Origin of the sequence: Streptomyces sp. BoleA5 (assembly GCF_000373665.1) — a bacterium.
GTDB lineage: Bacteria > Actinomycetota > Actinomycetes > Streptomycetales > Streptomycetaceae > Actinacidiphila.
The window spans coordinates 46,729-72,830 of the sequence record NZ_KB892146.1 but is presented as its reverse complement, the minus strand read 5'-3'; the positions used below and the strand labels follow the sequence as shown (position 1 = coordinate 72,830).

The window sequence follows — 26,102 nt, the reverse complement described above, 5'->3', positions numbered from 1 at the left end:
GTACGTGCGACCGCCGACAACGCTCACCCGGATTTTCGGCCGAGGTCGCGCACGGCGGGCACCGCCAGCAGCGCCACGCACACCAGCAGGGTCACCGCACCCCCGGCGAGCAGCACCGGGCGCGCGCCGAGGAGGCCCGCCGCCGGCCCCGCCAGGGCCTGGCCGACGGGCAGCATGGCGACCGATCCGGCGACCTCGTACGCATGGATCCGGTTGAGGATCTCGCCGGGCACCTGGGTCTGGACGCTGGTGGCCCACATCACACTCCAGAACGCCCAGGCCGTCCCGGCGACCAGCACCGCCGCCGCGACCGCGGGCACCGGCAGCCCGGCGCCGACCGCCGCCGGGTAGAGCGCGAACCCGAACAGCGCCACGGCCCCGCCCCGCAGCGGCCGGGCCGGCCGCACCCGTATCGCCAGCAGCCCGCCGAGCGCGGTGCCGGCGCCCAGCGCGGAGGAGACCAGGCCGTACGCCTTCGGGCCGTGCTCGGGCAGGATCTCCCCGGCCGCCAGCGGGGTCACCGGGCCCATGACGAGGATCATGAAGCCCATCCAGATGACGATCACCGACCACATCCAGGTGCGGGCCCGGAACTCCCGCCACCCCTCCACCAGGTCGGCCCGGAAACCGGTGCGCGCGCCGGCGTCCCGCGCCTGCCGGGCGGTGCGCCCCGGCAGCCGGAGCAGCAGCAGGCAGACGGCGCTCACGGCGTAGGTGCCGGCGTGCACGGCGAACACCCCGCCCGCGGAGGTGAAGGCCACCAGCACTCCGGCGAGCGCCGGGCCGGCCAGCGCCATCAGCGACTCGGCGGTGCGCACCACCCCGTTCGCCTCCTGGACGTCCCGGGCCACCTGGGGCACCGTGCTGGCCACCCCCGGCTGGAACATGGCGCCCGCCACGCCGTTGACCGCGCCGATCACGCAGATCTGCCAGAGCACGACGTGCCCCGAGAAGAAGAGCCAGGCGGCGAGCGACTGCGTGGCGACCCGCGCCAGATCCGCCCCGATCATCAGGCCGCGGGCGCTGAACCGGTCGGCGAACACCCCGCCGAGGACGACCAGCCCGGCGAAGCAGGCGGTGAAGGAGGCCATGGCGTAGCCGATGTCCCCGGCGCCGTACCCGTGCTGGAGCAGTCCCGCCGACAGGGCGACGGGCAGCATCGAGTCGCCGAGCATGGCGACGCTGCGGGCGGTGAAGTACAGGCTGAACCCCCGTGACCACAAAGGGTCCCGGGGGGCGGCCGGCGCGGCGAGGGCGGAGGCGCACGGCGGCGAGGGCGGAGGTGCGGAGGTCACGGCCGACCAGTGTGGACTGGACCAATCGGCCGAGTCCACACCTTTGCCGCCGCGTCTCGTCCCTCAGACGGCGCGCAGCAGCAGCACCGTCCTGCCCGGCACCGTCAGCGCCCGCCCGCCGCGGTGCCGGGTGCCCGGCGGTTCCGCCTGGTCCTCCCGCGAGGTGTCGAGCAGCAGCTCGTACTCCCGGGCCCACGGGCCGCCCGGCAGCGTGAAGCGGACGGGACGGTGGGAGGCGTGGAAGACGGCCAGGAAGCTGTCGTCGGTCACCGGACGGCCGCGTGCGTCGTGGTGCGGGATGTCGGCGCCCGACAGGTACATCCCGAGCGTGGACGTGGGGCCGTACCAGTCGCCGTCGGTCATCTCCCGGCCCTGCGCGGTGAACCAGGCCAGGTCCCGCAGTCCCCCGGCGGACTGCGGCCGGCCGGAGAAGAAGGCCCGCCGGCGCAGCACGGGGTGCGCCCGGCGCAGTGCGATCAGCCGGGCGGTCAGGTCGCGCAGCGAGGCCCAGGCCGGATCCTCCGGCAGCGACCAGTCCAGCCAGCTGATCTCGTTGTCCTGGCAGTACGCGTTGTTGTTGCCGCCCTGGGTGCGGCCCGTCTCGTCCCCGGCCACCAGCATCGGCACGCCGGTCGACAGCAGCAGCGTCGAGAGCATGTTGCGCAGCTGGCGGCGGCGCAGCTCGCCCACGGCCGGGTCGTCGGTCTCGCCCTCGTGGCCGCAGTTCCAGGCCCGGTTGTCGTTGGTGCCGTCGCGGTTGTCCTCGCCGTTGGCCTCGTTGTGCTTGTGTTCGTAGGTCACCAGGTCACGCAGGGTGAAGCCGTCGTGGGCGGTGATGAAGTTGACCGAGGCGTACGGACGGCGCCCGCCCCACGCGTACAGGTCGCTGGAACCGGACAGCCGGTACCCCAGGTCGCGCACGTCGTGCCGGCTGCCGCGCCAGAAGTCCCGGACGGTGTCGCGGTAGCGGTCGTTCCACTCCGTCCACAGCGGCGGGAAGGCGCCGACCTGGTAGCCGCCGGAGCCGACGTCCCAGGGCTCGGCGATGAGCTTGACCCGGCGCAGCACCGGGTCCTGGGCGATGACGGCGAGGAAGGGGGAGAGCATGTCGACGTCGTGCATCGACCGGGCGAGCGCCGCGGCGAGGTCGAAGCGGAAGCCGTCGACGCCCATCTCGGTCACCCAGTAGCGCAGCGAGTCGGTGATCAGCCGGAGCACCTGGGGCTGGACGACGTGGAGGGTGTTGCCGCAGCCGGTGTAGTCGGCGTAGCGGCGCGCGTCGCCCGCCAGCCGGTAGTAGCCGTGGTTGTCGATGCCGCGCAGGGAGAGGGTGGGCCCGAACTCGCTGCCCTCGGCGGTGTGGTTGTAGACGACGTCGAGGATCACCTCCAGCCCCGCGTCGTGCAGGGCCCGCACCATCCGCTTGAACTCGCCGACCTGCTGTCCGCGGGTGCCGGTGGCGGCGTAGCCGGCGTGCGGGGCGAAGTAGCCGATCGAGTTGTAGCCCCAGTAGTTGCGCAGGCCGCGGCGGAGCAGATGGTCCTCGTGGGCGAACTGGTGCACCGGCAGCAGTTCGACGGCCGTCACGCCGAGGCCGGTGAGGTACTCGATCGCCGCCGGGTGGGCCAGCCCGGCGTAGGTGCCCCTCAGTTCGGGCGGGATGCCGGGGTGGCGCATGGTGAAGCCGCGGACGTGCACCTCGTAGATGACGGAGTCGGCCCAGGGCGTCTTGGGCCGGCGGTCGTCCGTCCAGGGGTCGTCGTCGTCCACCACGACGCCCTTGGGCACGTACGGGGCCGAGTCGCGGTTGTCCCGCACGGTGTCGGCGACCGCCTGCTCCGGCCAGTCGCGGACGTGGGCGTACACCTCGGGGGGCAGCGTGAAGTCGCCGTCGACCGCCCGCGCGTACGGGTCCAGCAGCAGCTTGGCCGGGTTCCAGCGGGCACCGGTCCACGGGTCCCAGCGGCCGCCGACCCGGTAGCCGTAGCGGTGGCCGGGCAGCACGCCGGGCACGAAGCCGTGCCAGATCTCATGGGTCAGTTCGGTCAGCGGGACCCGGGTCTCGGCCCCCTCGTCGTCGAACAGGCACAGCTCCACCGACTCGGCGCCGCCCGCCCACAGGGCGAAGTTGGTGCCCGGGCGTCCGTCGGGGCCGGTGTGGAAGCGTGCCCCCAGCGGCTGCGGGCTGCCCGGCCACACCACGGTGTCCCCGGCCCCGGCGGGCCCGGAGACCGCCGGGGCGGTCTCCGGGCGCGGCAGCGGCACGGCCACAGGGGCGGTCCGGTGGCCGTTCGGGCGCAGCTTTCCGGACCGGCCGACCGATTCGTCCTCGCGCGTCTCCGACACGTGCTCGCCTCCTGCGGCTCGGGGGACGCCGGACCCGGCCGGCGCCGGCCGTGCCCGTGCGCGGCGCGGTGTCCCTCCGCGCGCGCGTCGCGCCCTCCCGCTTTACCTTCCCGTTCACCCCGAGGCGTCACACGCGTGATCGATCGTGGGCATCGCGGACGTTTCCCCGGGGCCGTCCGGTCGTTGACCGAGCGTGACGACTGCGGTGCGGCGCGCTCTGCGCGCGGGGGCGGGGCTTGCCACCGCCATGTGGCTGGCGGGGATGCTGACGGCGTGCGGGCTCGGGTTCGGGCCCGCGGACAGCGGTGCGCCGGCCGACGACACCCCGAAGGTGTCCGAGGCGAGGATCAGGATCACTCCGGTGGACGGTGCGCGTGACGTGGAGGCGGACGACCCCTTCACGGTCGAGGCCGAGGACGGCCGGCTCACCTCCGTGCACGTCGAGGACGGGGACGGCGAGGCGGTCGAGGGCGTGTTCACCGCCGACCGGTCCCGCTGGCACGCGCGGTCGAGGCTGTCGCTCTCGGAGAAGTACACGGTGGACGCCGTCGCCGAGGACACGGGCGGTCGCCGCGCCGCCAAGCACGCGGTGTTCACCACCCTCGTCCCCAAGAACACCCTGATCGGCTACTTCACGCCCGAGGACGGCCAGACCGTCGGCACGGGCATGATCGTCTCCCTGGACTTCAACCGGCCGGTCGCCGACCGCGAGGCCGTCGAGCGTGCCGTCAGCGTCGGTTCCTCACCCGCGGTGGAGATCGCCCCGCACTGGTTCGGCAACCGGCGCCTCGACTTCCGTCCCCGCGAGCGCTGGCGTCCCGGCACGAAGGTGACGCTCTCGCTGCGGCTGCGCGACGTCGAGACCGCCCCCGGCGTCTACGGGGTGCAGTCCAAGGACGTCACCTTCGACATCGGACGGGACCAGACCAGCACCGTGGACGCCGCCGCGCACACCCTGACGGTGCGCCGCGGCGGGCAGGTGACGCGCGTCCTGCCGATCTCGGCGGGCGCCCCGTCCAACCCGACGTACAACGGCTCGATGGTCATCTCCGAGAAGCTCCGGCTGACCCGGATGAACGGGGACACGGTGGGCTTCGGCGGCGAGTACGACATCCCCGACGTCCCGCACGCCATGCGGCTCACCCGCTCCGGCACCTTCGTGCACGGCAGTTACTGGGCGGCACCCGGCACCTTCGGGGCGGCCAACACCAGCCACGGCTGCGTCGGGCTCTTCGACGTGAAGGGCGGCGGCACGGCCACCCCGGCGGGCTGGTTCTTCGCGCACTCGCTCGTCGGCGACCTCATCACCGTCGTCAACTCCCACGACCGGACCGTCTCTCCCGACAACGGTCTCGGCGGCTGGAACATGGCCTGGGAACAGTGGGCGGCAGGCGCCTGAGGCCGGGCCCGGCGACTGGGACGGAACGGTGACAATACCGGGATCCCCAACGCCGGTTCCGTGTGGTTCTCTAAGCGCAGGGTGAGGGGGACTCACACTTGGGCCACGGGGCCACGGGCCGGTTTTGGGGAGAAGACAGTTGAAGGCGATACAGGGCGCGCCGGGCGCGAGGCGGACCACCTTGGCCCTGGCGGTGGGGGCGATGCTGCTCCTGGTCAGTGCGTGCGGGGGCAGCGCCAGCGGCGACAGCAAGGACGGGGACAAGGCCAAGCCGGGGGCCTCGGCCTCGCAGGGCGGCAAGGGCGACACGACCGAGTCGCAGGCCGTCGTCACCATCGCGCCGGAGGACGGCGCCGACGAAGTGGCCACGACGGGGGACCTCAAGGTCACCGCCGGCAAGGGCAAGCTGACCTCGGTCGTGGTGAAGAGCGGCAAGGGTGACCCGGTCGAGGGCAAGATATCCACCGACGGCACCAGCTGGGAGCCGACCGAGACGCTCGGCACCTCCACCAAGTACTCGGTGGACGCGATAGCCAAGGACGGCGCCGGCCGTGAGTCGGCCAAGCACGCGAGCTTCACCACGGTCACCCCGAAGGACACCTTCATCGGCTTCTTCACCCCCGAGGACGGCCAGACGGTCGGCGTCGGCATGCCGGTCTCGCTCAAGTTCAACCGGGCGATCACCGACAAGAAGGCGGTCCAGGACGCGATCAAGGTGACCGCGAACCCCTCCGTGCCCGTCGTCGGCCACTGGTACGGCGACCAGCGCGTCGACTTCCGTCCCGAGAAGTACTGGGCCAAGGGCACCAAGATCACCCTGTCCCTGCGGCTGAACGGCGTCGAGGCGGCGAAGGGCGTCTACGGCACCCAGTCCAAGGACGTGCACTACACCATCGGCCGCAGCCAGGTGAGCATCGTGGACGCCGCGAAGCACACGATGAAGGTCTACCGCGACGGCAAGCTGACGAAGACCATACCGATCACCTCGGGTGGGCCCGGCACGACGACCTACAACGGCAAGATGGTCATCACCGAGCGGTACAAGGTGACCCGCATGAACGGCGACACCGTGGGCTTCGGCGGCGAGTACGACATCAAGGACGTGCCGAACGCCCAGCGGCTGACCACCTCGGGCACCTTCATCCACGGCAACTACTGGGCGTCGCCCGGCACGTTCGGCAACTCCAACGTCAGCCACGGCTGTGTGGGCCTGCGGGACGTGCGCGGCGGCAACGGCAACACCCCGTCGTCGTGGTTCTACAACAACTCGATGATCGGCGACGTCGTGGAGGTCAAGAACTCCCACGACAAGACCGTGCAGTGGTGGAACGGGCTCAACGGCTGGAACCTGCCGTGGAGCCAGTGGACCCCCGCCTCCTGACGCGCCCCGTGAGGCACGTCGCAGCGTAAACGGGCGTTCACGGATACCCTCGTCGGCCATGACAGTTAATCTCGAGGTCGACGAGGGTGTCGGCACCATCCGCCTGGACCGCCCTCCGATGAACGCCCTGGACATCGCGACCCAGGACCGGCTCCGCGAGGTCGCGGAGGAGGCGTCCGGGCGCGAGGACGTGAGGGCCGTCGTGATCTGGGGCGGCGAGAAGGTGTTCGCGGCGGGCGCGGACATCAAGGAGATGCAGGTCATGGACTACGAGGCCATGGCCGTGCGGGCCCGCGCACTGCAGGACTCCTTCACGGCGGTCGCCCGGATCCCCAAGCCGGTGGTGGCCGCCGTGACCGGTTACGCCCTCGGCGGCGGCTGTGAACTCGCGCTCTGCGCCGACATCAGGATCGCCGCGGACGACGCCAAGCTCGGCCAGCCGGAGATCCTGCTCGGCCTCATTCCCGGCGCGGGCGGCACTCAGCGACTGTCGCGCCTGGTGGGCCCCGCCAAGGCGAAGGACCTCATCTTCACCGGCCGCATGGTCAAGGCCGACGAGGCCCTGACCATCGGCCTGGTGGACAAGGTGGTCCCGGCCGGGGAGGTGTACGCGCAGGCACGCGCCTGGGCCGAGCGCCTGGCCCGCGGGCCGGCGCTGGCGCTGCGCGCGGCCAAGGAGGCGGTGGACGCCGGCCTGGAGACCGATCTGGAGACCGGCCTCACCATCGAACGCAACCTGTTCGCTGGGCTGTTCGCCACCGAGGACCGTACGACCGGCATGCGCAGCTTCGTCGAGGACGGTCCGGGCAAGGCGAAGTTCCGCTAGGACCAACCCGGTTGAGTGACAGTCGGCACCCGACGGGTCGCCTTAAGCCGACCTTAAGAGGACCTTAAGGCGGCCCGCGCCGATTTCGCCGTCCTTTCGTCTCGGACGAGCTCTTCGTGCAGGTGAGAGGGGCTGTGTGAGATCCATCATTGCCTTTGACATATGCCAGTACGGCAACTCGGAATGACGCGTTCCGCCCCGTCAATTCCCCCGATCCGCCCCGAACCGCCGTTGCGTACGGCCATCATGAGAGCATGGCGGGGCAGCAGGGAGCATCTGAGCAGCCGCAGCGGGTAACGGCACCGGCGGCGGGGTGGCCGCCCACGGCGGTCGACGATCTGGCGGCGACGTCCCTCGATCTGTTGGGGAATCCCTCCGTGGACGAGGTGCGGCTCTCCTCGCGCCCGGAGTCCGCGGCCACGGCCCGACGGCTCGCCCGGTCGGTGCTGCGGCTCTGGGGCCTTCCCCACTTCGACGACGTCGTCGAGTTACTCGTCTCCGAACTCGTGGGCAATGCCGTGCGTCACACGGGGGCCCGCACCTTCGGTCTGCGCATGCTGCGCCGCCGCGGCTGGATCCGGGTGGAGGTGCGCGACCCGTCCCGGGCGCTGCCCTGCCTGATGCCGGTGCGCGAGATGGACGTGAGCGGGCGGGGGCTCTTCCTGATCGACAAGCTCGCCGACCGCTGGGGCGTGGACCTGCTGCCGCGCGGCAAGACCACCTGGTTTGAAATGCGGGTCATGGACCGCTGAACGGCAAATGAACAGTTGACCTGCGTTTGCAAGGTCAGTGTCCCACCTCACTCCTACATCGTGAGGTTTCGGCGGCGATGTCTCGTATAGTTATGGAGTAACGACCCCCCATGACCCGGGCTCGGTCGTCCCATGGCGTCGTGGATCACACCCCCTGGCTCCACGACGAATCGAGAGGCCCCAGCAGCGTCGCACAACGATGCGCAGGGGCCTCTTTCGTCTTCCGGCGGGACACGCCGACAAGGGTGAGTATTCCGGCGACCGGGCTATACCGGGGTGATCGTGGGCATATGATCGCACTGCGCACACTGCGCCGGCTCTGCGCCGCCGCCCTTTCCCTGGGGGTGCTCGCACTCCCCGTCTGCACGGCCGCCGCGGCCGTCGTCCCGGGTCTTCCACGCGACCCGGCCGTCCCCGAATGGTGCCCCGTCGTTCCCGACCGGCTCTACGCCGCCGCGGACACCAGCGTCGACCTCGACCGGATCAGGCCGGACGAGCCGGCCTGGCGCTCCAACTGCAACGCCCTCTTCCGCGGCGACGACCGCCCGCCGGAGGCCGTCTTCAAGGACGGCCTGCGTCCCGAGGACGTGGGCGACGGCGAGTACGACCTCCAGGCCTACGCCCGGCGGGAGCAGCCCTCGCCGTTCGTGACCACCACCTACGACCGCGAGTTCCTCAAGCAGCAGACGACCGCCTACCACTACTACATCGACGCCCCCGGGGGCATCGAGCTCGACGAGACCCTCGGGACCCGGGAGCTGCGCTCGGCCCGCACGGGCGTGGTCTTCCCCGGGGGCATCGCCCGGCAGTTCATCGTGAAGGCCTGCCCGGTGGACAAGGCCACCAAGGCCGAGGTCACGGCACGGTGCGTGCCCAACCCCGCGTACTCGCCGTGGCGCGGCTGGCCCGCCCCCGAATGGACGGGAGTGAAGGAGCCCGTCGCCCCGTCCGCCGCCCAGCCGGGCAAGCCACCGGCCGTCCGGCCCTCCGTCCCGCCGGCCGCCCCGCAGGGCACACCACCGGCCGCCAGGCCCTCCACCCGGCCCTCCGTCCCGCCGGCCGCCCCGCAGGGCACACCACCGGCAGCCCGGCCCTCCGCGCCTCCGGCGGTCCAGCAGGGCAAGCCACCGGCCGGACGTCCGGCTGCCCCGCCGGCTGCCCCGCCGGCCGTCCAGCAGGGCACGCCGCCCGCCGCACAGCCGGGCGCGCCCCGGTCCTCGGTGGAGGCCGGGGACGGCCCGGTGGGCTGACGGCGCCCTGCTCGTCGTGCGGGTGCGGTGACCGGCCCCGGCCGGTCACCGCACCCGGGGCGGGGCGCCGGCGAACACGAACGGCGGCCACCAGCGCTCCCATGAGCGTGGCGGCCGCCGTCATCCGGTCGACCGTCCCGCGGTGCCGCCCGCGGGGCGACGGTCAGCGCAGGCGCAGCACCGCGGTGAGCACCTCTTCCAGCGTCGCCGCGGGGTCCTCCACGGTGTCACGGCTCCGCCAGGCGACGAAACCGTCGGGGCGGACCAGGATCGCGCCGCTCGGCGTCATGCCGTGCACCGCCGTCCAGTCCGTGCCCGCCTCGGGCACCAGGTCGGCCTGGGTGGACTCGCCGAGCCGGTAGGCCTCCAGCGGTACCCCGAGGCGCTCCGCGACCGCGCGGGCCGCGTCGTGCCAGGCCGTGCCCTTCGGACCGTCGCCGGTGAGCAGCACCATGGAGCGCTCGTACAGGTCCAGCGTGGAGCGGCGCTCGCCGTCCCGGGTGGTCACCCACACATGCGGGGAACGGCCGCCGGGTTCGGCGACCGGGCGGAAGTCCTCGGGCACGACCGGGCGCCCCGGGTCCGCGCCGAGGAACGCGCCCTCGGGGTAGCGGTAGCCCAGCGCGACCACCAGGACGCCCTTCTGGGGTCCGCCGCCGGCCGGCGGCGCGTAACCGGGGTGGGCGTGCTCGGCGGAACGGGCCGACGCCCGCTCGCTGGTGGCCACGGCGACCGGGCGGCGCTCGGCCTCGTACGTCTCCAGCAGCTCCGGCCCGGCCCAGCCGCCGGTGACCGCGGCGAGTTTCCACGCCAGGTTGTGGGCGTCCTGGATACCGGTGTTGGAGCCGAACGCCCCGGTGGGGGACATCTCGTGGCACGAGTCGCCGGCCATCAGCACCCGCCCGCGCCCGTAGGAGTCGGCGACCCGCTCCGCGGCCCGCCAGGGCGCCCGGCCGGTGATCTCGATCTCCAGGTCCGGCACACCCACCGCGGTACGGATGTGGGCGGCCAGCCGCTGGTCGGTGAAGTCCTCCGTCGTCTCTCCCCGCTCGGGGTGCCAGGGCGCGTGGAAGACCCAGTTCTCCTGGTTGTCGACGGGCAGCAGCACACCGTCGGCGTCCGGATTGGTCAGGTAGCAGGCGATGAAGTAGCGGTCGCCCACCGCGTCGGCCAGCCGCTTGGCGCGGAAGGTCGCGCTGATGTTGGCGAACAGGTCGCCGCGGCCGGTGTGGCCGATGCCCAGGGCGCTGCGCACCGGGCTGCGCGGGCCGTCGGCCGCGACCAGGTAGTCGGTCCTGAGGGTGCTGCGCTCGCCGGTCTCGCGGTCCATCAGCTCGCAGGTGACACCGTCGTCGTCCTGGGTGAACGAGACCAGCTCGGTGCTGAAGCGCAGGTCGCCGCCGAGCGTGCGGGCGTAGTCCAGGAGCACCGGCTCCAGGTCGTTCTGGCTGCACAGGCACCAGCCGCTGGGGCTGATGCCGGACAGCCGGCCGCCCGGGTCGATCTCCCGGAACAGCCACTCCGCGTTGTCCGAGGTCAGCGACTCGGCCTGCAGGATGCCGTGGTTGTCGGCGAGTACGGAGGCGGCCCGCCGGATCAGCGGCTCGGCCCCCGCCGTGCGGAACAGCTCCATGGTCCGCAGGTTGTTGCCGCGGCCACGGGGGTGGATGGAGGTACCCGGGTGCTTCTCGACGAGGACGTGCCGGACGCCGAGTCGGCCCAGGAAAACCGAGCTGGAGAGCCCGACGAGGGAGCCCCCCACGATGAGGACCGGAACCCGGTCTTCGGCCTGTGGAGTCATAGCTCCCTTGATGCCCGATTACCGGGGGTATTTTCGCCCGTCACCCAATTGGATCACATATCTCGCACCGGTTGGGCCACCACAGCACGATCGTTGGACGACGGACCTCGGGGGTTGCTAGCTCTCGGAAGAGGTGGAATATGCCGGCCCAGGCCGAAAAGGTCTCGCAGTCCGCGCTCGATGGCAATCGCCTGCGCGTCGTCCTCATGCTTGAAGTCGAGGACGGCGCCGAGCAGCGGTTTCTTGATGCGTATGACCAGATGTGCCGCCACGTGGCTGCCGTGCCAGGACACGTCAGCGACCAGTTGTGCCAGTCGATCGAAAATCCCTCGCAATGGCTGATCACCAGTGAGTGGGAGAGTGCGCTGCACTTCCTCGCCTGGGTGGACAGCCCGACCCATCTGGAGATGGTGCAGCCGATGCACGGCTGCGTGAAGGACACCCGCTCGCTCCGCTTCGGGGTGCTGCGGGAGACCCGTACCTCCTACGAGTCCGGTCGCATGCAGACCGTGCCGCGGGTCGGGGACGGGATCATCCGCCACGCCATCACCTTCACCGTGAAGCCCGGCAGCGAACAGAAGGTGGCGGACATCCTGTCCGGCTACACCTCGCCGCAGGCCGTGGTCGACGAGAACACGCGGCTGTGCCGCACCTCGCTGTTCATGCACGGCAACCGTGTCGTGCGCGCCGTGGAGGTGGAGGGAGACCTGGCCAGGGCACTGCGTCACGTCGCCCGCCAGCCCGAGGTGCGGGCGGTCGAGGAAGCCATCAACCCCTATCTGGAGGTGGACCGGGACCTCAACGACCCGGGTTCGGCACGGGAGTTCTTCGCCCGCGCCGCGCTCCCGGCCGTGCACCACGTCGCCAGGGGCGCCGACCGGCCGGAATCCCTGAGCCGGCACGCCCTGATCTACCCGGCCAAGGCGGGCTCCGGCCCGGCCGTCGCCAAGATGCTCGCGCAGCAGGACGAGGAGGCCGTGGACGTCCCGAAGGGGCCGCTCGCGCGCAGCACCGTCTACCTCCGCGAGGACATCGTGGTGCGACTGGTGGACCTGCGGGTCCCGGTGGAGGAGGTTCCGCTCGTCGCCGTGGGCGCCGCCGGCAAGCACAAGGCCGGCGTGCTCGCCAGGCTGCTCGACCTCGGTCCCGACTGGGACCTCGCGGACGAGCAGGGCATGAAGCGGTTCCTCGTCGAGTGCGACATGCGCATGGTCACCGACCGCAGCGCGGCCACGTCCTGACCCGTCCGAGCGATTGGCAGCCGGCAGGTACCGGCCGGCCCGGGGTGCGCCCCGGGCCGGCCCCCGCCGGAGGAGGCAAGCATGGATGATCTTCTGACCGACGAACGGAACGTTCCGTTCACGCCGACCATCGTGAACCTGGGGGACACCCCGCACAACCGCCGCCGCGGCGGCGACCTGCGGGCGATGCTCACCCCGACCACGTGCGGCGCCACCAGCGGCTTCATGGGCGTGGCGCTCGTGGACCCCGGTGACCGGATCGGCGAGCACTACCACCCGTACTCCGAGGAGTTCGTGTACGTGGTCTGCGGTGCGCTGGAGGTGGACCTCGACGGCGAGCCCCACGTGCTCCGCCCGGAGCAGGGCCTGATGATCCCGCCGTACGTCCGCCACCGCTTCCGCAACGTGGGCGACACCGAGGCCCGGCTCGTCTTCCACCTCGGTCCGCTCGCTCCGCGCCCGGAGCTGGGACACGTCGACACCGAGGTCACCGAGCAGACCGAGGACGCGGCGTCATGACCCGCCGGGTGGCGGTCACCGGGGCCGGTGTCGTCGCCCCCGGCGGTGTCGGGGTCCCCGCTTTCTGGGAACTGCTCACCGCCGGCCGGACGGCGACCCGCGGGATCACGCTCTTCGACCCGACGGGCTTCCGGTCCCGCATCGCCGCTGAGGTCGACTTCGACGCGGCGGCCTGCGGGCTGACCCCGCGGGACGTGGAACGCGCCGACCGGTACGTCCAGTTCGCGCTCGTCGCGGCCGCCGAGGCGATCCACGACGCCGGGCTGGAACTGGACGAGGAGGACCCCTGGCGGGTCGGGGTCTCCCTCGGCACCGCTGTCGGAGGCACCACCCGGCTGGAACACGACTACATACGCGTCAGCGAACGCGGCGCCCGCTGGGACGTCGACCACCGCAAGGCGGGTGCGCATCTGCACCGGGCGTTCGCGCCCAGCGCGCTGGCCTCGGAAATAGCCGAACGGCACGGCGCCCGCGGCCCCGTGCAGACCGTCTCCACGGGCTGCACCTCCGGCCTCGACGCCGTGGGCTACGCGTTCCAGACCATCGAGGAGGGACGCGCCGACATCGTCATCGCCGGTGCTTCCGACTCCCCGATCTCACCCATCACGGTCGCCTGCTTCGACGCCATCAAGGCCACCTCCCCCAACAACGACGACCCGGCCCACGCATCCCGGCCCTTCGACGCCCGCCGAGACGGCTTCGTGATGGGTGAGGGCGGCGCGGTGCTCATCCTGGAGGAACTGGAGCACGCCAAGGCGCGCGGGGCCCGGATCTACTGCGAGATCGGTGGCTACGCCACGTACGGCAACGCCTACCACATGACCGGGCTCACCACCGACGGCCTGGAGATGTCCGAGGCCATCGACCAGGCCCTGGACCACGCCAGGATCGACCCGGCCGGCGTCGACTACGTCAACGCGCACGGCTCGGGCACCAAGCAGAACGACCGTCACGAGACCGCGGCGGTCAAGCGCTCGCTGGGCGCACACGCCTACTCCACGCCCATGAGCTCCATCAAGTCCATGGTCGGCCACTCCCTGGGTGCGATCGGCGCCATCGAACTCGCCGCCTGCACCCTGGCCCTCGCCCACGGCGTGGTACCGCCGACCGCCAACTACGAGACCCCGGACCCCGAGTGCGACCTGGACTACGTCCCGCGCACCGCCCGTGAGCTGAAGCTGCGCACCGTGCTGTCCGTCGGCAGCGGGTTCGGCGGCTTCCAGTCCGCGGTGGTCCTCAACCGACCGGAGGGGAGCCAGCGATGAACACGCAAGCGGTGGTCACCGGCATCGGCGTCGTCGCACCGAACGGAATCGGAGGCGACGCCTTCTGGAAGGCGACCAGGGAAGGCGTCGCCGTCCTCGACGCGGTCACCCGCGAGGGCTGCCAGGACCTGCCGCTTCGCGTCGCGGGAGAGGTCCGCGGCTTTGACGTGTCAGAGGTCGTCGAGGACCGCTACACGGTGCAGACCGACCGGTTCACCCACTTCGCGATGGCGGCCGCCGACCAGGCACTCGCCGACTCGGGACTGCGTTTCGACGAGGAGGCCCCCTTCGACATCGGAGTGGTGACCGCGGCCTGCTCCGGCGGCGGCGAGTTCGGCCAGCGCGAACTGCAGCACCTGTGGGGCAAGGGGCCGCGCTTCGTCGGCCCGTACCAGTCCATCGCGTGGTTCTACGCCGCCAGCACCGGACAGATCTCGATCCGCGGCGGCTTCAAGGGCCCCTGCGGCGTGGTCGCCAGCGACGAGGCCGGCGGTCTCGACGCCGTCGCCCACGCCTGCCGCAACATCACCCGCGGCACCGGCACCCGGGCCGTCGTCGTCGGCGCCGCCGAGGCGCCGCTGGCGCCGTACTCGGGTGTCTGCCAGCTCGGATACGAAGAACTCAGCCTGGAGGAGGACCCCGAACGGGCCTATCTGCCCTTCACCCGGCACGCCCGCGGCTTCGCCCCCGCCGAGGGCGGTGCGATGCTCGTGGTCGAGGACCCCCGGCACGCCGCCGGCCGCGGGGCCGAGGTGCAGGCCGTCATCGCGGGGCACGGCGCCACCTTCACCGGGGCCTCGCGCTGGGCGGAGTCCCGTCAGGGACTGGGCCGCGCCATCCGCGACGCCCTCGCGGAGGCCGGGTGCGCACCCGGGGACATCGATGTCGTCTTCGCGGACGCGCTCGGCACCCCGGAGGCGGACCGCGCCGAGGCGGGGGCACTGGCCGACGTGTTCGGCAAGCGCGCCGCGAAGATCCCCGTGACCGCCCCCAAGACCGGCACCGGCCGCGCCTACTGCGGCGCCCCGGTGCTTGATGTGGCCGCCGCCGTGTTCGCCCTGCGGCACGCAGTCGTGCCCCCCACCCCCAACATCACCGACACCTGCCACGACCTCGACCTGGTCACCGGCCGGCCCCGGCCGGCGGAACTGCGGACCGCGCTGGTGCTCAGCCGCGGCCTGATGGGTTCCAACTCGGCCCTGGTCGTACGGGCGTAGCGCAGGCGCTGTGAAGGAGAGCTCTTCCATGAGCAAGGAACTGACCTACGGCGAACTCGCCGCCCTGATGAAGTCCAGTGCCGGCATCACCGTCGAGGCGGGCCTCCTCGTCGGCCACCCGGAGACCCCTTTCGCAGAGTACGGCCTGGACTCGCTCGGCCTGCTCGGCATCGTCGGCGCCCTGGAGAACGACCGGGGCATCCCGATCGCCGGCGACGCCGACTCGTGCAAGACCCCCGGCGCCTTCATGGACGTCGTCAACACCTCACTCAAGGCAGGAGTCTGACCCATGCCCGGCCACACCGAGAACGAGATCACCATCCCCGCCCCCATGGACGTCGTCTGGGACGTCACCAACGACGTGGAGGGCTGGCCGGACCTGTTCAGCGAGTACGCCTCCGTCGACATCGTCGAGCGCGAGGGCGACCGGGTCGTCTTCCGGCTCACCATGCACCCCGACGAGCACGGCCAGGTCTGGAGCTGGGTCTCCGAGCGGACCGCCGACCGTGCCACCCGCACGGTGCGCGCGCACCGGGTCGAGACCGGCCCGTTCCAGTACATGGACATCCACTGGAAGTACGAGGAGGTCCCCGGCGGCACCCGGATGCGCTGGACCCAGGACTTCGCCATGAAGCCCGGCGCCCCCCTCGACGACGAGGCGATGACCGACCGGATCAACGACAACTCCAAGATCCAGCTGGAGCTGATCCGCGAGCGGATCATGCAGCGCCACGGCGGCGGCGCGGCATGAACCGCTACCGCAGCCTGATCGTGGCCAGGATGAAGCCCGGCGTCGAGGAGCAGGTGGCGCAGGTCTTCGCCGAGTCGGACAAGGGCGAACTGCCCGGCCTGATCGGGGTCACCGGGCGCAGCCTGTTCCAGTTCGGCGACGTCTACCTGCACCTGGTCGAGGCCGACCGGCCGCCCGGCCCCGAGGTCGGCAGGTACAAGGACCACCCGGCGTTCCGGGACATCAGCGAGCAGCTGTCGTCCTTCATCTCCGCGTACGACCCCGAGACCTGGCGCGAGCCCAAGGACGCCATGGCCCGGGAGTTCTACCGCTGGGAGCGCAGTGGCTGACAAGGCCACCGCCGAGCCGGACTGGGTGCGCTGCGAGCGCTGTGCCGCGCTCGTCTACGGCAAGCGCTACACCCGTACGCTGCGCGTCTGCCCCGAGTGCGGCGCGCACGGCCGGCTCACCGCCCGGCAGCGGCTCGACCTGCTGCTGGACGCCGGCTCCTGCAGGCCGCTCGCCGCGGAGCGCGGCGAGCGGCCCGCGGAGCAGGACCCGCTGGGCTTCACCGACACCCGCCCGTACGCCGAACGGCTGCGCGAGGCCCGGGCGGAGACCGGGATGGACGAGGCCGTCGTCTGCGTGGCCGGCACCGTCGAGGGGCAGCCGGTCGTGGTCGCCGCGATGGACTTCCGCTTCCTCGGCGGCAGCCTCGGTCTGGGGGTCGGTACGCAGATCACCCGGGCCGCCCGGACGAGTCTGCGACGGCGCGTCCCCCTGCTGCTGGTGACCGCCTCCGGCGGCGCCCGTATGCAGGAGGGCGCCCTCTCACTGATGCAGATGGCCAGGACCGCCCAGGCGCTCGCCGAGCTCGACGAGGCGGGCGTCCTCGTGGTGTCCCTGGTCACCGACCCCACCTACGGCGGCGTCGCCGCGTCCTACGCCACCCTCGCCGACGTCATCATCGCCGAGCCCGGCGCCCGGCTGGGCTTCGCCGGACCGCGCGTCATCCAGCAGACCACCGGCCAGCGGCTGCCCGAGGGCTTCCAGACCGCGGAGTTCCTCCTCTCGCGCGGCCTCATCGACGACGTCGTCCCGCGTGCCGCGCTCCGTCCGACGCTGGCCCGGCTGCTGCGGCTGCGCTCCGGGGAGGGGCTCGCGCGGCCGGGTGGGCGCCGTCCCGTCGAGCCGCCGCGGCCGGCGACCGTGCCGCGCGGGCCCGCCGTACGGGTCGTCCGCACGGCGGACGAGCTGCCGGAGCGGGACGCCTGGGAGGCGGTGCGCCTGGCCCGGCACCCGATGCGGCCCACGGCCGCCGACTACGCGACCCATCTGCTGCAGGACTTCCACGAGCTGCACGGCGACCGGCTGGCCGCCGACTGCCCGGCCGTCATCGGCGGGCCGGGTCTGCTGCACGGCAGCCCCGTCATGCTGATCGGCCATCACAAGGGCGGCCCGGGGCTGGAGGAGCGCCGGCGGCGGCACTTCGGCATGGCCACCCCGGCCGGCTACCGCAAGGCGGCACGCCTGATGCGGACCGCCGCCAAGCTGGGCATCCCGGTGGTGACCCTCATCGACACCCCGGGCGCCAACCCGGGTCCCGACGCGGAGAGCGGCGGCCAGGCCCTCGCCATCGCGGAGAACCTGCGGTTGATGGCCCGGCTTCCCGTACCGGTCGTCGCCGTGATCACCGGCGAGGGCGGCAGCGGCGGGGCACTGGCCTTCGCCGTCGCCGACCGGGTCCTGGTCAGCGCCAACGGCATCTACTCCGTGATCAGCCCCGAGGGCTGCGCCGCGATCCTGTGGAAGGACCCCGGCGCCGCCCCCGCCGCGGCGGCCGCCCTGCGGCTGCACGCCCGCGATCTGCTCCGGCTGGGCATCGTCGACGGCGTGGTCCCCGAGCCGCCCGACGGCGCCCACGGGGACCACGCCCACGCGGCCGCCCTCGTCGGCGGCGCGCTCTCGGCCGCCCTGGACGAACTGCGTCCCTGGGGCCCCGACCGGCTGCTGGCCGAGCGCCGCGACCGGTTCCACCGTTTCGGCCGACTGGAGGAGGAGGCAGCACCGTGACACTCCACGGCGACGACAGGACGGCCCGCCCCCCTGGCGCGGGCAAGGCCCTCAACGGAACGTCCCCCGGCGGTGCGCCGGCCGGGCTCCCGGCGCTGGAGGCGGTCTGCCGCAGCGCCACCGAGCTGGCCCGCTCCATGCCCACCCCGCCGCGGCGGATCAGGCTGCGGCACGGGCAGACGGCGGTCGAGATCGAATGGCCGCAGGCGCGGGAACAGCACCCGGCGGACACCACCGGGCCCGCCTCTGCACCGGCACCCGCGCCCGCCGCCGGAGGACCGAGTCAGGGCGCACCGGAGGCGCAAAGGGCGCACGGAGCGCACGATTCCACCTCACTTCACTACGTCTGCGCCCCCACGGTGGGCACCTTCTACCACGCCCCGGAGCCGGGCGAGCGCCCCTGCGTCTGCGTCGGCGACCTCGTCCGCCCCGGCCAGCCCGTGGGCGTCCTGGAGGTCATGAAGATGATGAGCGTCGTCGAGGCGGACGTGGCCGGCCGGGTCGTGGAGGTCGTCGTCCCGGACGGGCAGCCCGTCGAGTTCCAGCAGCCGTTGATCGCACTGGAGCCGATACCGGTGGGGGAGTGAGGGACCGTGTTCTCCACCGTCCTGGTCGCCAACCGTGGCGAGATCGCGCTGCGGGTCGCGCGCGCCTGCCGTGAACTCGGCATCCGGACCGTCGCGGTGTACTCCACCGCCGACCGCGACTCGGCCGTCGTCCGCTTCGCCGACGAGGCCGTGCACATCGGACCGCCCCCGGCGAGGGCGAGCTACCTCAACATCCCCGCCGTCGTCGAGGCCGCCCGCCGCACCGGCGCGCAGGCCGTCCACCCCGGTTACGGCTTCCTGTCCGAGGACCCCGACTTCGCCGAGGTCTGCGAGGCCAACGGCCTCACCTTCATCGGGCCCTCCCCGGACGTGCTCTCCCGGCTGGGCGACAAGGCCGCCTGCCGCGCGCTGATGGCCGAGGCCGGACTGCCCGTGCTGCCCGGCAGCACGGGTCCGCTGGCCGGGGCCGCGGACGCGAAGGAGGCGGCGCAGCAGACCGGTTACCCGGTGATCCTCAAGGCCGTCGCGGGCGGCGGGGGGCGCGGCATGGCGGTGGTCACCGATCCGGACCGGCTGCTCGACAGCTACCGGCGCACCGCGGCGCACGCCCGGTCCGTCTTCGGCGACGACCGGCTCTACCTGGAGCGGTACGTCGAGCGGGCCCGCCATGTGGAGGTGCAGGTGCTCTGCGACCGGCACGGCGCCGTCGTCCACCTCGGCGAGCGCGACTGCTCGGTGCAGCGGCACCACCAGAAACTGGTCGAGGAGACCCCCGCCCCCGACCTGCCGGCCCGGCTGAGGTCGGCGATGTGCGAGGCGGCCGTCCGCGGCGCCCGGGCGGTCGGCTACACGGGCGTGGGCACCTTCGAGTTCGTGCTCACCCCCGAACGCGACTTCCACCTGATGGAGGTCAACTGCCGGCTCCAGGTGGAGCACCCTGTCACCGAGATGGTCACCGGGATCGACCTGGTCCGGGAGCAGATCCTGGTCGCCGCCGGTCATCCGCTGACCCTGCGCCAGGAGGACGTCGTGCACCGCGGGGTCGCCGTGGAGTGCCGCGTCAACGCCGAGGACCCCTCACGCGACTTCGCCCCGACCCCGGGCGTGCTCACCGAGTTCGAGGCCCCCGGCGGCCCCTTCGTACGGGTGGACACCCACGCCTTCCCCGGCTGGCGGATCGGGCCCGACTACGACTCGCTGCTCGCCAAGGCCGTCGTCTGGGCCCCGGACCGGGAGCGGGCGCTGGCCCGGATGGACCGCGTCCTGGAGGAACTGCGGGTGCGCGGCGAGGGCGTGTGCACCACGGCCGGCTTCCTGCGGAAGGTGCTGGCCCGCCCGGAGTTCCGGGCGGGCCGGCACACCACCGGTCTGGTGGGGGAGATGACCGGCTAGCCGGTCACCGCCCCCCGCCGACGGTGCTGTGCAGGGCGTGCAGGTAGGCGTTGACCGGGGTCACCTCGCCGACCTGCAGCCCGGCCTCCGTCATCAGCTTCACCATGCTGTCCCGCGTGTGCTTCTGGCCGCCGACGTTCAGCAGCAGGAGCAGGTCCATGGCGGTGGTGAAGCGCATGGACGGCGTGTCGTCGATGAGGTTCTCGATGACGATCACCTTCGTGCCGGCGCCGCCCGCCGCGACGACGTTGCGCAACGTGCGCCGTGTGCTGTCGTCGTCCCACTCCAGGATGTTCTTGATGATGTACATGTCGGCGGTCACCGGGATGTCCACCCGGCAGTCCCCGGGCACCAGCCGGGCCCGCGCGGCGAGCGGACCGCCCTCGCGCAGCCGCGGGTCGGCGCCGGCCACGACCTTCGGCAGGTCCAGCAGCGTGCCCTGGAGCTCGGGGTGCTTCTCCAGCAGCGCGGCCAGCACGTGTCCCTGGCCGCCGCCGATGTCGGCGACCGAGCCGACACCGGACAGGTCGAGCAGCGCGGCGATGTCCTCGGCGGACTGCCGGCTGGAGGCGGTCATGGCGCGGTCGAAGACGCGGGCGCTCTCGCGGGCGTCGTCGTGGAGGTACTCGAAGAACTCCTTTCCGAAGACCTCCGGGAAGATGTTGCGGCCGCCGCGCACCGCCTCGTCCAGCCGCGGCCAGACCTCCCACGTCCACGGCTCGGTGCACCACAGCGCGATGTAGTGCAGGGTGTTCGGGCTGTCCTTGCGGAGCATCCGCGACATCTCGGTGTGGGCGAAGCGGCCGTCGGCCTGCTCCTCGAAGATCCCGTACGAGGCCAGGGCGAGCAGCAGCCGGCGCAGCTGGCGCGGCGCGGTGCCGACCATGGCGGCGAGCTCGTCGACGGGCGACGGGTCCTTGCCGAGAGCGTCCGGCACGCCGAGCCTGACCGCGGCCCGTACTGCGGCGGCACAGGCGGCGCCGAAGACGAGCTCGCGCAGCCGCATCGCCGGCGGAGTGGCGGCCTCGGCGCGCGCCGCGTTCGCGGTGCCGTCCGCGCTGGTGGTTTCTGTCAAGGTCATTCCTCGCACAACCCCTTCGGTTCGGAGACGCGGCACGTGTTGTCACGGAGGACATTCGCGGTGCCCCGGTCACGGTCGGCCAGATCGGCCGGGCTGTTGCCCAGGGTCGTGTTGCCCCGGACGGTGTTGCCGGTGTCGGGGGCGCCCACCACACTGCGGAAGAGCACGATCCCGCCGGACATCGGTGAGGTGCCGTGGTTGTCCACGACCCGGTTGCGGACCACCAGGGTCCGCTCCGCCCCCGTCAGCACGATCCCGGCACCCTGGATGAACGGGAGCCGGGCGTTGGGCGGGCAGTACTTGTTGTTCGCCGCCACGAGGTTGTCGGAGACGGTCAGGCCCCCGGCCCGCGGGACGCCCTCGTCGCCGACGACGAAGACGCCGCCGCAGTTGGCGGTGATGTGGTTGTCCACGACCCCCAGGTTGCGCACCCGGCGCAGCACGACCCCGATCCGGTTGCCCGTCAGCTCGTTGCCGCTGACGCGGGTGCGCCGGGTGTCCAGCGCACCGCCCTCGGCGTCGGCGGTGTTGGCCAGGAAGATCCCCGACTCGCCGTTCTGCCGGGAGACGTTGTCGCGCAGGAGGGTGCGCACCGAGTGCTGGACACCGATGCCCTGGTGCCCGTTGTGCTCGGCGGTCACGTCACTGACCTCCAGACCGTCGGTCCAGGAGGCGTCGACGCCGTTCTTGCGGAAGCCGGAGACCGAGAGCGACAGCAGCCGGACGCCGTCCAGGCCGCTCTGCTCCGTTCCGGTGACGCACAGCCCGTGGCCCGCCTGGGCGCAGGCGTTCCCGTCGGGCCTCGCGTCCGGGGTGAGGACGGTGTCGGCGCCGTGGCCGACCAGCGTGAGCCGGGGCTTGGTCACGTTGACGCTGCCCGGGTAGGTCCCGGGGAGGATCTTGATGACGTCGCCCGGCCGGGCCCGGTCCACCGCTGCCTGGACGGACTCCCCGGGCCGGACGACGAGCGCGCCCGGCGACGCCGCCTCGGCCCGGGGAAAGGCGCACAGCCCCAGCACACTGACGACCGCGGCCACGGCGGCCGCATGCGGCCGACGAAGTGTCATGACTGCCGTACCTGCTTTCCGGGCGACGTCCTGAGTCACCCGAAATCTGACGCTATGAGTGGTTCTGGCGGATCGCCACTCTGCCGGGGCATCAGAGGCGGCGCGCGGCGGAGGTCGCCGGCACCACCACCACCGGTGACCGAGCACCCCCGCGTCGACCGTTCCGTCGGCCGCCGGGTACCAGAGCCATTGGGCGCCCGGGACCTGGCCGACCGTCAGGACCGTGCGGCCGCCGTCCTTCGGGCCGCCGGCGCCGCCGGCAGGCGGGCCTCCCCGGCGTCCGGCCGCTGCGGCGGCACGACCAGCCCCGCCGCGGTCTGCGGCGTCCCCGCCCCGCGCAGCGCGGGGATCTGACGGTCGGTCGGACCCGGAGCACGGCGGGCGGGCCGGGCAGGTCCCCGGCGCAGGGTCCCACGGCGACCGGCACGGTACGGGCGGCGGGCGCCGCCTCCAACACCCCGCCTACCAGGGCGAGCACGGCGTCCCGCGCGACGGCCGGGTCCCCGAGCACACTGCGGACGCCGCCGATCCGCGCGAGGTTCACCAGCACCTGGCCCCGGCCGACCGCGCCGAGCCTGGTCAGTTGGGGAAGCGGCCCCGGACCGGGGGCGGGTGTGCCGACCGGTACCAGACCCCCCTGACCACCCGCGGGGAGTGCCCCGTGCGGGCCTCAGGCCGCCCGTGCGGGCGTGCCGAGCGAGGCGCTGATCGCGTTCCCCGCCCCGCGGACCGAGGAGTCGAGCTGCTCGGGGGTGTACCCGTTGACGGCGATGATCTCCACGTCGGTGATGCCCATCCAGCCGAGGACGCCGCGGACATAGGGGGCGTGGAAGTCCATGGGCGCCAGGGCCGGGTCGTCGAAGTCGCTGCCGGACGCCCGCAGGACGACCGCCCTCTTGCCCTTCAGCAGGCCCTCCGGGCCGTCCTCGCCGAAGGCGAAGGTGCGGCCCGCCATCATCACCTGGTCGATCCACGCCTTGAAGGCGGCGGGCACGCCGAAGTTGTACATCGGCACGCCCAGCACCAGCACGTCGGCCTCCTCCATCTCGCGGATCAGCCGCTCGGAGGCGGCCACCGCGGCCTCGGTGGCGGCGTCGGCGGCCTCGGCGGGGCCGAAGACCCCGGTGATCCACTCGGGCGAGACGAACGCCGGGGTGTCGAGGGTGAGATCGCGGTAGGTGACGGTGCCGTGCGGGTCGTCGTTCTTCCAGGCGTCGACGTACGCGGCGGACAGCCGACGGCTCGCGGAGCCCTCGGTGCGGGCGCTGGAGTCGATGTGCAGCAGGTGAGCCATGGGATTCCCCAAAAATACTGGATCGCACAATCCATATCCCGGGTGGGCGGAGCGCGATCGGGTGGTAGGTCGTGCTGCCACGGTAGGGGAAATTTGCTTGAAAGGTAAACTAGTGAGAGTTCAATCACTCTCGGCCAGTGCGTGCGGGTTGAGGGTGGCCAGCATCCGCTGCAGGTCGGCCCGGACCCGCTCGCGCTCGTGCGGGGCGAAGGGGGAGAGGGCCTCTTCCTCCGCCGGCGCGATGGCCCGCTCGGCGTGGGCCGCGAGCTCCTCGCCCTCGGGGGTGACGCTGATCTCGATGATCCGGCCGTGCGTCGGGTGTGCCCGCCGCTCCACCAGTCCGCGCTCGGTCAGCCCCTGTACGGCGGTGCCCATGGACTGCGGCGTGACTCCGCACCGGCGCGCCAGTTCGGCGCTCGACATGGCCCCGTGGACGCTCAGTTGCATGAGGGCGCTGAACTGCGCCTGGGTCAGTCGCAGCGGGCGCATGGCGTGCTCGATGCGGATCGCGTAAGCCTGCGAGAGCTGCCAGATCAGATAGCCGATGTGCTCGCGGGGTTCGCGCAGGGGCATGCCGGGTGCCTTCCTTTTGTCTGTTAACTTATATAAGTCAGCTTACATGTTTGGGAGGAGCCTATTCGTGGCCGACAGCGTGCTCATCACGGACGCACAACCGCCGGCGGATCAGCCTCCACCGCGCCACCGGCACCGGCACGTCCCGGGACCGCAGACCGACGCACCGCCCGCCCGGCCGGGACTGACCGGCCCGAAGGCCGTGATCACCCCGGTGATCACGGTGCTCGTCGTGGGGCTCTCCTTCGTCAGCGTCTTCCTCGCCGCCTTCCACACGCCCACGGCGCACCGGCTGCCGGTGGCCGTCGTGGCCTCGGACCACTCGGCGGCCCTGTTCGACGTCCGCCTCCAGCGCATCGCGCCCGAGGCCTTCCAGGTCGACCGGTACCCAGACGCGGCGTCGGCCCGGGACGCGGTGGAGCACCGGGAGGCCTACGCGGCCTACCTGTCCGAGGGCGGCATGCAAAGGGTCGTCTACGCCGGCGCGAACGGCCCCGCCGTGTCCGCCCTGCTCACCCCCCTGGCGTCCGTCCCGCACGGCGAGGGCCACAAGATCCCCGTGGTCGACATCCTGCCGCTGTCGTCCGGTGACAGCAGAGGGCTGTCGGTCTTCTACGCATCCTTCGGGCTGATCCTGGCAGGGTTCCTGTTCGGCCAGCTGACCTACCAGGTCGCGCCACGGCTCTCCTTCAGCCAGCGGGTCCTGAGCATCGGCCTCTTCGCCGTCGTCGGCGGCCTGGCCACCACCCTCATCGCCTCCACGGCCTTCGGCGCGATACCCGGTTCCTTCCTGGGGATCTTCGCAGTCGTCACGCTCATGGCCGGGGCGGTCGCCGCCGCCACCGTCGCGCTCATCCGCGTCTTCGGCCCGGCCGGGGTCCTCCTGGGCTCCATCTTCATGCTCATCATCGGGAACGCCACCAGTGGCGGCGTCCTCCCGCCGTACTTCCTGCCGGGCTGGCTGGAGCCCCTGGCCTCCGTCATGCCGGCCGGCGTGGGCGTCCGTGCCATGGACGGAATCGCCTACTTCCACCACGACGGCCTGACCCGCGGGATCGTCATCCTCTGCAGCTGGATCGCGGCGAGCGTGGGCACCATGTTCCTGCTCGACCGCATCGCGGCGACCTCGGGGATCGTGCACGCGGCCACCCGCTGACGGGAACGGCTGCTCCCGGGGGCGCAGCCGGCCGGCCTCCTCCAGGACGACGACCGGCCGCGCCGCCCCCGGCAGGCTGGGGCCATGGCGACGACCACCGAACCCACGGCCCCGGGACGCACCCTCGGCGGCCTGCGCACGGCAGACCGCCTGTGCCACGCGACCGGCGCCGTGCTGATCCTGTCGGGCCTGTTCCACCTCGCCGTCCTCGCGGTGGACGGCGGTCCCTGGGACGGCCCGGTGTCCTGGCGCAAGCCCGTGACCTTCGGGCTCTCCTTCGGCCTGACCCTCGTCGCGATCACCTGGGTCACCTCGTACCTGGACGTCCGCGCGCGCCTGCGCACCCCGCTGCTGGTCGTGTTCGCCGCCGACTGCGTCGTCGAGGTCGCCGGCATCACCCTGCAGGCGTGGCGGCGCGTGCCGTCGCACCTCGACATGGAGACCGGCTTCGACACCGCGGTCTCGATGACCCTCGCGGTCGGCGGCGGCGTACTCGTCGCCGTCCTGTCGGCTTTCGCCCTCGCGTCCTTCCGGCGCCGTCCCAACGGCCCCGCCGGCATGCCCCTCGCCCTGCGCGCCGGCTTCGCGATCCTGCTCGTCGCCCTGCTCTCCGGCGCCGCCATGATCGCCCGCGGCGTCTACCTCACCCGCACCGGCCACCAGGCCGCCGCCTACGCCTCCACGGCCCCCCTCAAGCCGCTGCACGGCGTGAGCCTGCACGCCGTCCTCGTCCTGCCCGCCCTGGCCCTGCTGCTGTCCCGCACGCCGTGGAGCGACCGGGCGAACGCGCGCATCCTCCGCGCCGCCACCGCCTGTTACGCCCTCGCGGTCGCCGCGACAGCCGTGTGGGCGGTGCTCACGTACCGCTGACGCGCAGTCCGCCCCGGCTTGGGGTC

General features: G+C 72.6%; 25 protein-coding genes. 18 read left to right on the top strand and 7 right to left on the bottom strand.

All coding sequences use genetic code 11. The features are described from left to right. Positions 1 to 23 precede the first annotated feature (23 nt). Both B085_RS0136055 and glgX read right to left on the bottom strand, forming a co-directional pair. Positions 24 to 1,295, bottom strand: coding sequence for an MFS transporter (locus tag B085_RS0136055; RefSeq protein ID WP_106435113.1), 1,272 nt, complete (start codon positions 1,293 to 1,295; stop codon positions 24 to 26). Between the two features lie 63 nt (positions 1,296 to 1,358). Then, complete coding sequence (glgX, locus tag B085_RS0136050; RefSeq protein ID WP_018563457.1) at positions 1,359 to 3,641, bottom strand: glycogen debranching protein GlgX; 2,283 nt, start codon at positions 3,639 to 3,641, stop codon at positions 1,359 to 1,361. A gap of 262 nt (positions 3,642 to 3,903) precedes the next feature. Here glgX and B085_RS0136045 point away from each other — a divergent pair, with 262 nt between their 5' ends. From B085_RS0136045 to B085_RS51565, 5 genes are all read left to right on the top strand, one after another. Further along, positions 3,904 to 5,040 carry an Ig-like domain-containing protein gene (locus tag B085_RS0136045; RefSeq protein ID WP_018563456.1) on the top strand — a complete coding sequence of 379 codons (1,137 nt, stop codon included), beginning with the start codon at positions 3,904 to 3,906 and terminating at the stop codon, positions 5,038 to 5,040. 202 nt (positions 5,041 to 5,242) lie between these two features. Further along, positions 5,243 to 6,421: a L,D-transpeptidase gene (locus B085_RS0136040; RefSeq protein ID WP_018563455.1), complete on the top strand. Its 1,179-nt coding sequence runs from the start codon at positions 5,243 to 5,245 to the stop codon at positions 6,419 to 6,421. A gap of 58 nt (positions 6,422 to 6,479) precedes the next feature. Next, positions 6,480 to 7,247, top strand: coding sequence for an enoyl-CoA hydratase/isomerase family protein (locus tag B085_RS0136035; protein WP_018563454.1), 768 nt, complete (start codon positions 6,480 to 6,482; stop codon positions 7,245 to 7,247). Positions 7,248 to 7,396: 149 nt separating this feature from the next. Further along, positions 7,397 to 7,999, top strand: a complete 603-nt coding sequence (locus B085_RS0136030) for an ATP-binding protein (protein ID WP_202470684.1) — start codon at positions 7,397 to 7,399, stop codon at positions 7,997 to 7,999. Between the two features lie 290 nt (positions 8,000 to 8,289). Beyond that, positions 8,290 to 9,249 (top strand): scabin-related ADP-ribosyltransferase, encoded by a 960-nt coding sequence (locus B085_RS51565; protein WP_018563452.1) that lies wholly within the window; start codon positions 8,290 to 8,292, stop codon positions 9,247 to 9,249. A 163-nt stretch (positions 9,250 to 9,412) separates the two neighbouring features. Here the strand turns inward: B085_RS51565 and B085_RS0136020 are convergent, their stop codons facing one another. Then, positions 9,413 to 11,050 (bottom strand): FAD-dependent oxidoreductase, encoded by a 1,638-nt coding sequence (locus B085_RS0136020; protein ID WP_018563451.1) that lies wholly within the window; start codon positions 11,048 to 11,050, stop codon positions 9,413 to 9,415. A 140-nt stretch (positions 11,051 to 11,190) separates the two neighbouring features. Between B085_RS0136020 and B085_RS0136015 the strand changes: the two genes are divergently transcribed. The 10 genes from B085_RS0136015 (at position 11,191) to B085_RS0135970 (ending at position 20,035) form a co-directional block, all read left to right on the top strand. Continuing rightward, positions 11,191 to 12,291, top strand: a complete 1,101-nt coding sequence (locus B085_RS0136015; RefSeq protein ID WP_018563450.1) for a SchA/CurD-like domain-containing protein — start codon at positions 11,191 to 11,193, stop codon at positions 12,289 to 12,291. A gap of 81 nt (positions 12,292 to 12,372) precedes the next feature. Then, entirely contained in the window at positions 12,373 to 12,810 is a 438-nt protein-coding gene (locus tag B085_RS44910; RefSeq protein WP_018563449.1) for a cupin domain-containing protein, read from the top strand. After that, positions 12,807 to 14,075: a beta-ketoacyl-[acyl-carrier-protein] synthase family protein gene (locus tag B085_RS0136005; protein WP_018563448.1), complete on the top strand. Its 1,269-nt coding sequence runs from the start codon at positions 12,807 to 12,809 to the stop codon at positions 14,073 to 14,075. Before B085_RS44910 ends, B085_RS0136005 begins: the two co-directional genes overlap by 4 nt. Beyond that, on the top strand, positions 14,072 to 15,292 hold the full coding sequence (locus B085_RS0136000; RefSeq protein WP_018563447.1) for a ketosynthase chain-length factor: 1,221 nt from the start codon (positions 14,072 to 14,074) through the stop codon (positions 15,290 to 15,292). Before B085_RS0136005 ends, B085_RS0136000 begins: the two co-directional genes overlap by 4 nt. A gap of 28 nt (positions 15,293 to 15,320) precedes the next feature. Then, on the top strand, positions 15,321 to 15,578 hold the full coding sequence (locus B085_RS0135995) for an acyl carrier protein (protein WP_018563446.1): 258 nt from the start codon (positions 15,321 to 15,323) through the stop codon (positions 15,576 to 15,578). Positions 15,579 to 15,581: 3 nt separating this feature from the next. After that, the gene (locus B085_RS0135990; protein ID WP_018563445.1) at positions 15,582 to 16,043 is read left to right on the top strand and encodes an SRPBCC family protein; all 462 of its coding nucleotides are present in this window, start codon (positions 15,582 to 15,584) and stop codon (positions 16,041 to 16,043) included. Beyond that, the gene (locus tag B085_RS0135985) at positions 16,040 to 16,372 is read left to right on the top strand and encodes a TcmI family type II polyketide cyclase (RefSeq protein WP_018563444.1); all 333 of its coding nucleotides are present in this window, start codon (positions 16,040 to 16,042) and stop codon (positions 16,370 to 16,372) included. The genes B085_RS0135990 and B085_RS0135985 overlap by 4 nt, the downstream gene beginning before the upstream one ends. Further along, entirely contained in the window at positions 16,365 to 18,095 is a 1,731-nt protein-coding gene (gene accD / locus B085_RS0135980) for an acetyl-CoA carboxylase, carboxyltransferase subunit beta (protein ID WP_018563443.1), read from the top strand. Before B085_RS0135985 ends, accD begins: the two co-directional genes overlap by 8 nt. Then, positions 18,092 to 18,682: an acetyl-CoA carboxylase biotin carboxyl carrier protein gene (locus B085_RS0135975; RefSeq protein WP_018563442.1), complete on the top strand. Its 591-nt coding sequence runs from the start codon at positions 18,092 to 18,094 to the stop codon at positions 18,680 to 18,682. Before accD ends, B085_RS0135975 begins: the two co-directional genes overlap by 4 nt. Before the next feature lie 6 nt (positions 18,683 to 18,688). Then, positions 18,689 to 20,035: an acetyl-CoA carboxylase biotin carboxylase subunit gene (locus B085_RS0135970; RefSeq protein ID WP_018563441.1), complete on the top strand. Its 1,347-nt coding sequence runs from the start codon at positions 18,689 to 18,691 to the stop codon at positions 20,033 to 20,035. A 4-nt stretch (positions 20,036 to 20,039) separates the two neighbouring features. On the opposite strand, the gene B085_RS0135965 is transcribed toward B085_RS0135970, so the two are convergent. Further along, on the bottom strand, positions 20,040 to 21,116 hold the full coding sequence (locus B085_RS0135965; RefSeq protein ID WP_026251801.1) for a methyltransferase: 1,077 nt from the start codon (positions 21,114 to 21,116) through the stop codon (positions 20,040 to 20,042). Beyond that, a complete protein-coding gene (locus B085_RS0135960; protein ID WP_051102249.1) occupies positions 21,113 to 22,183 on the bottom strand; it encodes a right-handed parallel beta-helix repeat-containing protein in 1,071 nt (356 codons plus the stop codon). The genes B085_RS0135965 and B085_RS0135960 overlap by 4 nt, the downstream gene beginning before the upstream one ends. Positions 22,184 to 22,318: 135 nt before the next feature. Here B085_RS0135960 and B085_RS49805 point away from each other — a divergent pair, with 135 nt between their 5' ends. Further along, positions 22,319 to 22,537: a hypothetical protein gene (locus tag B085_RS49805; RefSeq protein ID WP_158689892.1), complete on the top strand. Its 219-nt coding sequence runs from the start codon at positions 22,319 to 22,321 to the stop codon at positions 22,535 to 22,537. Positions 22,538 to 22,853: 316 nt separating this feature from the next. Here the strand turns inward: B085_RS49805 and B085_RS0135950 are convergent, their stop codons facing one another. Together B085_RS0135950 and B085_RS44905 are read right to left on the bottom strand one after the other, a co-directional pair. Then, positions 22,854 to 23,477: an FMN-dependent NADH-azoreductase gene (locus B085_RS0135950; RefSeq protein WP_018563437.1), complete on the bottom strand. Its 624-nt coding sequence runs from the start codon at positions 23,475 to 23,477 to the stop codon at positions 22,854 to 22,856. Between the two features lie 120 nt (positions 23,478 to 23,597). Continuing rightward, positions 23,598 to 24,050 carry a MarR family winged helix-turn-helix transcriptional regulator gene (locus B085_RS44905; RefSeq protein ID WP_018563436.1) on the bottom strand — a complete coding sequence of 151 codons (453 nt, stop codon included), beginning with the start codon at positions 24,048 to 24,050 and terminating at the stop codon, positions 23,598 to 23,600. A gap of 67 nt (positions 24,051 to 24,117) precedes the next feature. Here B085_RS44905 and B085_RS0135940 point away from each other — a divergent pair, with 67 nt between their 5' ends. Both B085_RS0135940 and B085_RS0135935 read left to right on the top strand, forming a co-directional pair. Further along, a complete protein-coding gene (locus B085_RS0135940; protein WP_018563435.1) occupies positions 24,118 to 25,206 on the top strand; it encodes an ABC transporter permease in 1,089 nt (362 codons plus the stop codon). Between the two features lie 84 nt (positions 25,207 to 25,290). Beyond that, positions 25,291 to 26,076 carry a hypothetical protein gene (locus tag B085_RS0135935; RefSeq protein WP_018563434.1) on the top strand — a complete coding sequence of 262 codons (786 nt, stop codon included), beginning with the start codon at positions 25,291 to 25,293 and terminating at the stop codon, positions 26,074 to 26,076. The last annotated feature ends 26 nt before the right edge of the window (positions 26,077 to 26,102 follow it).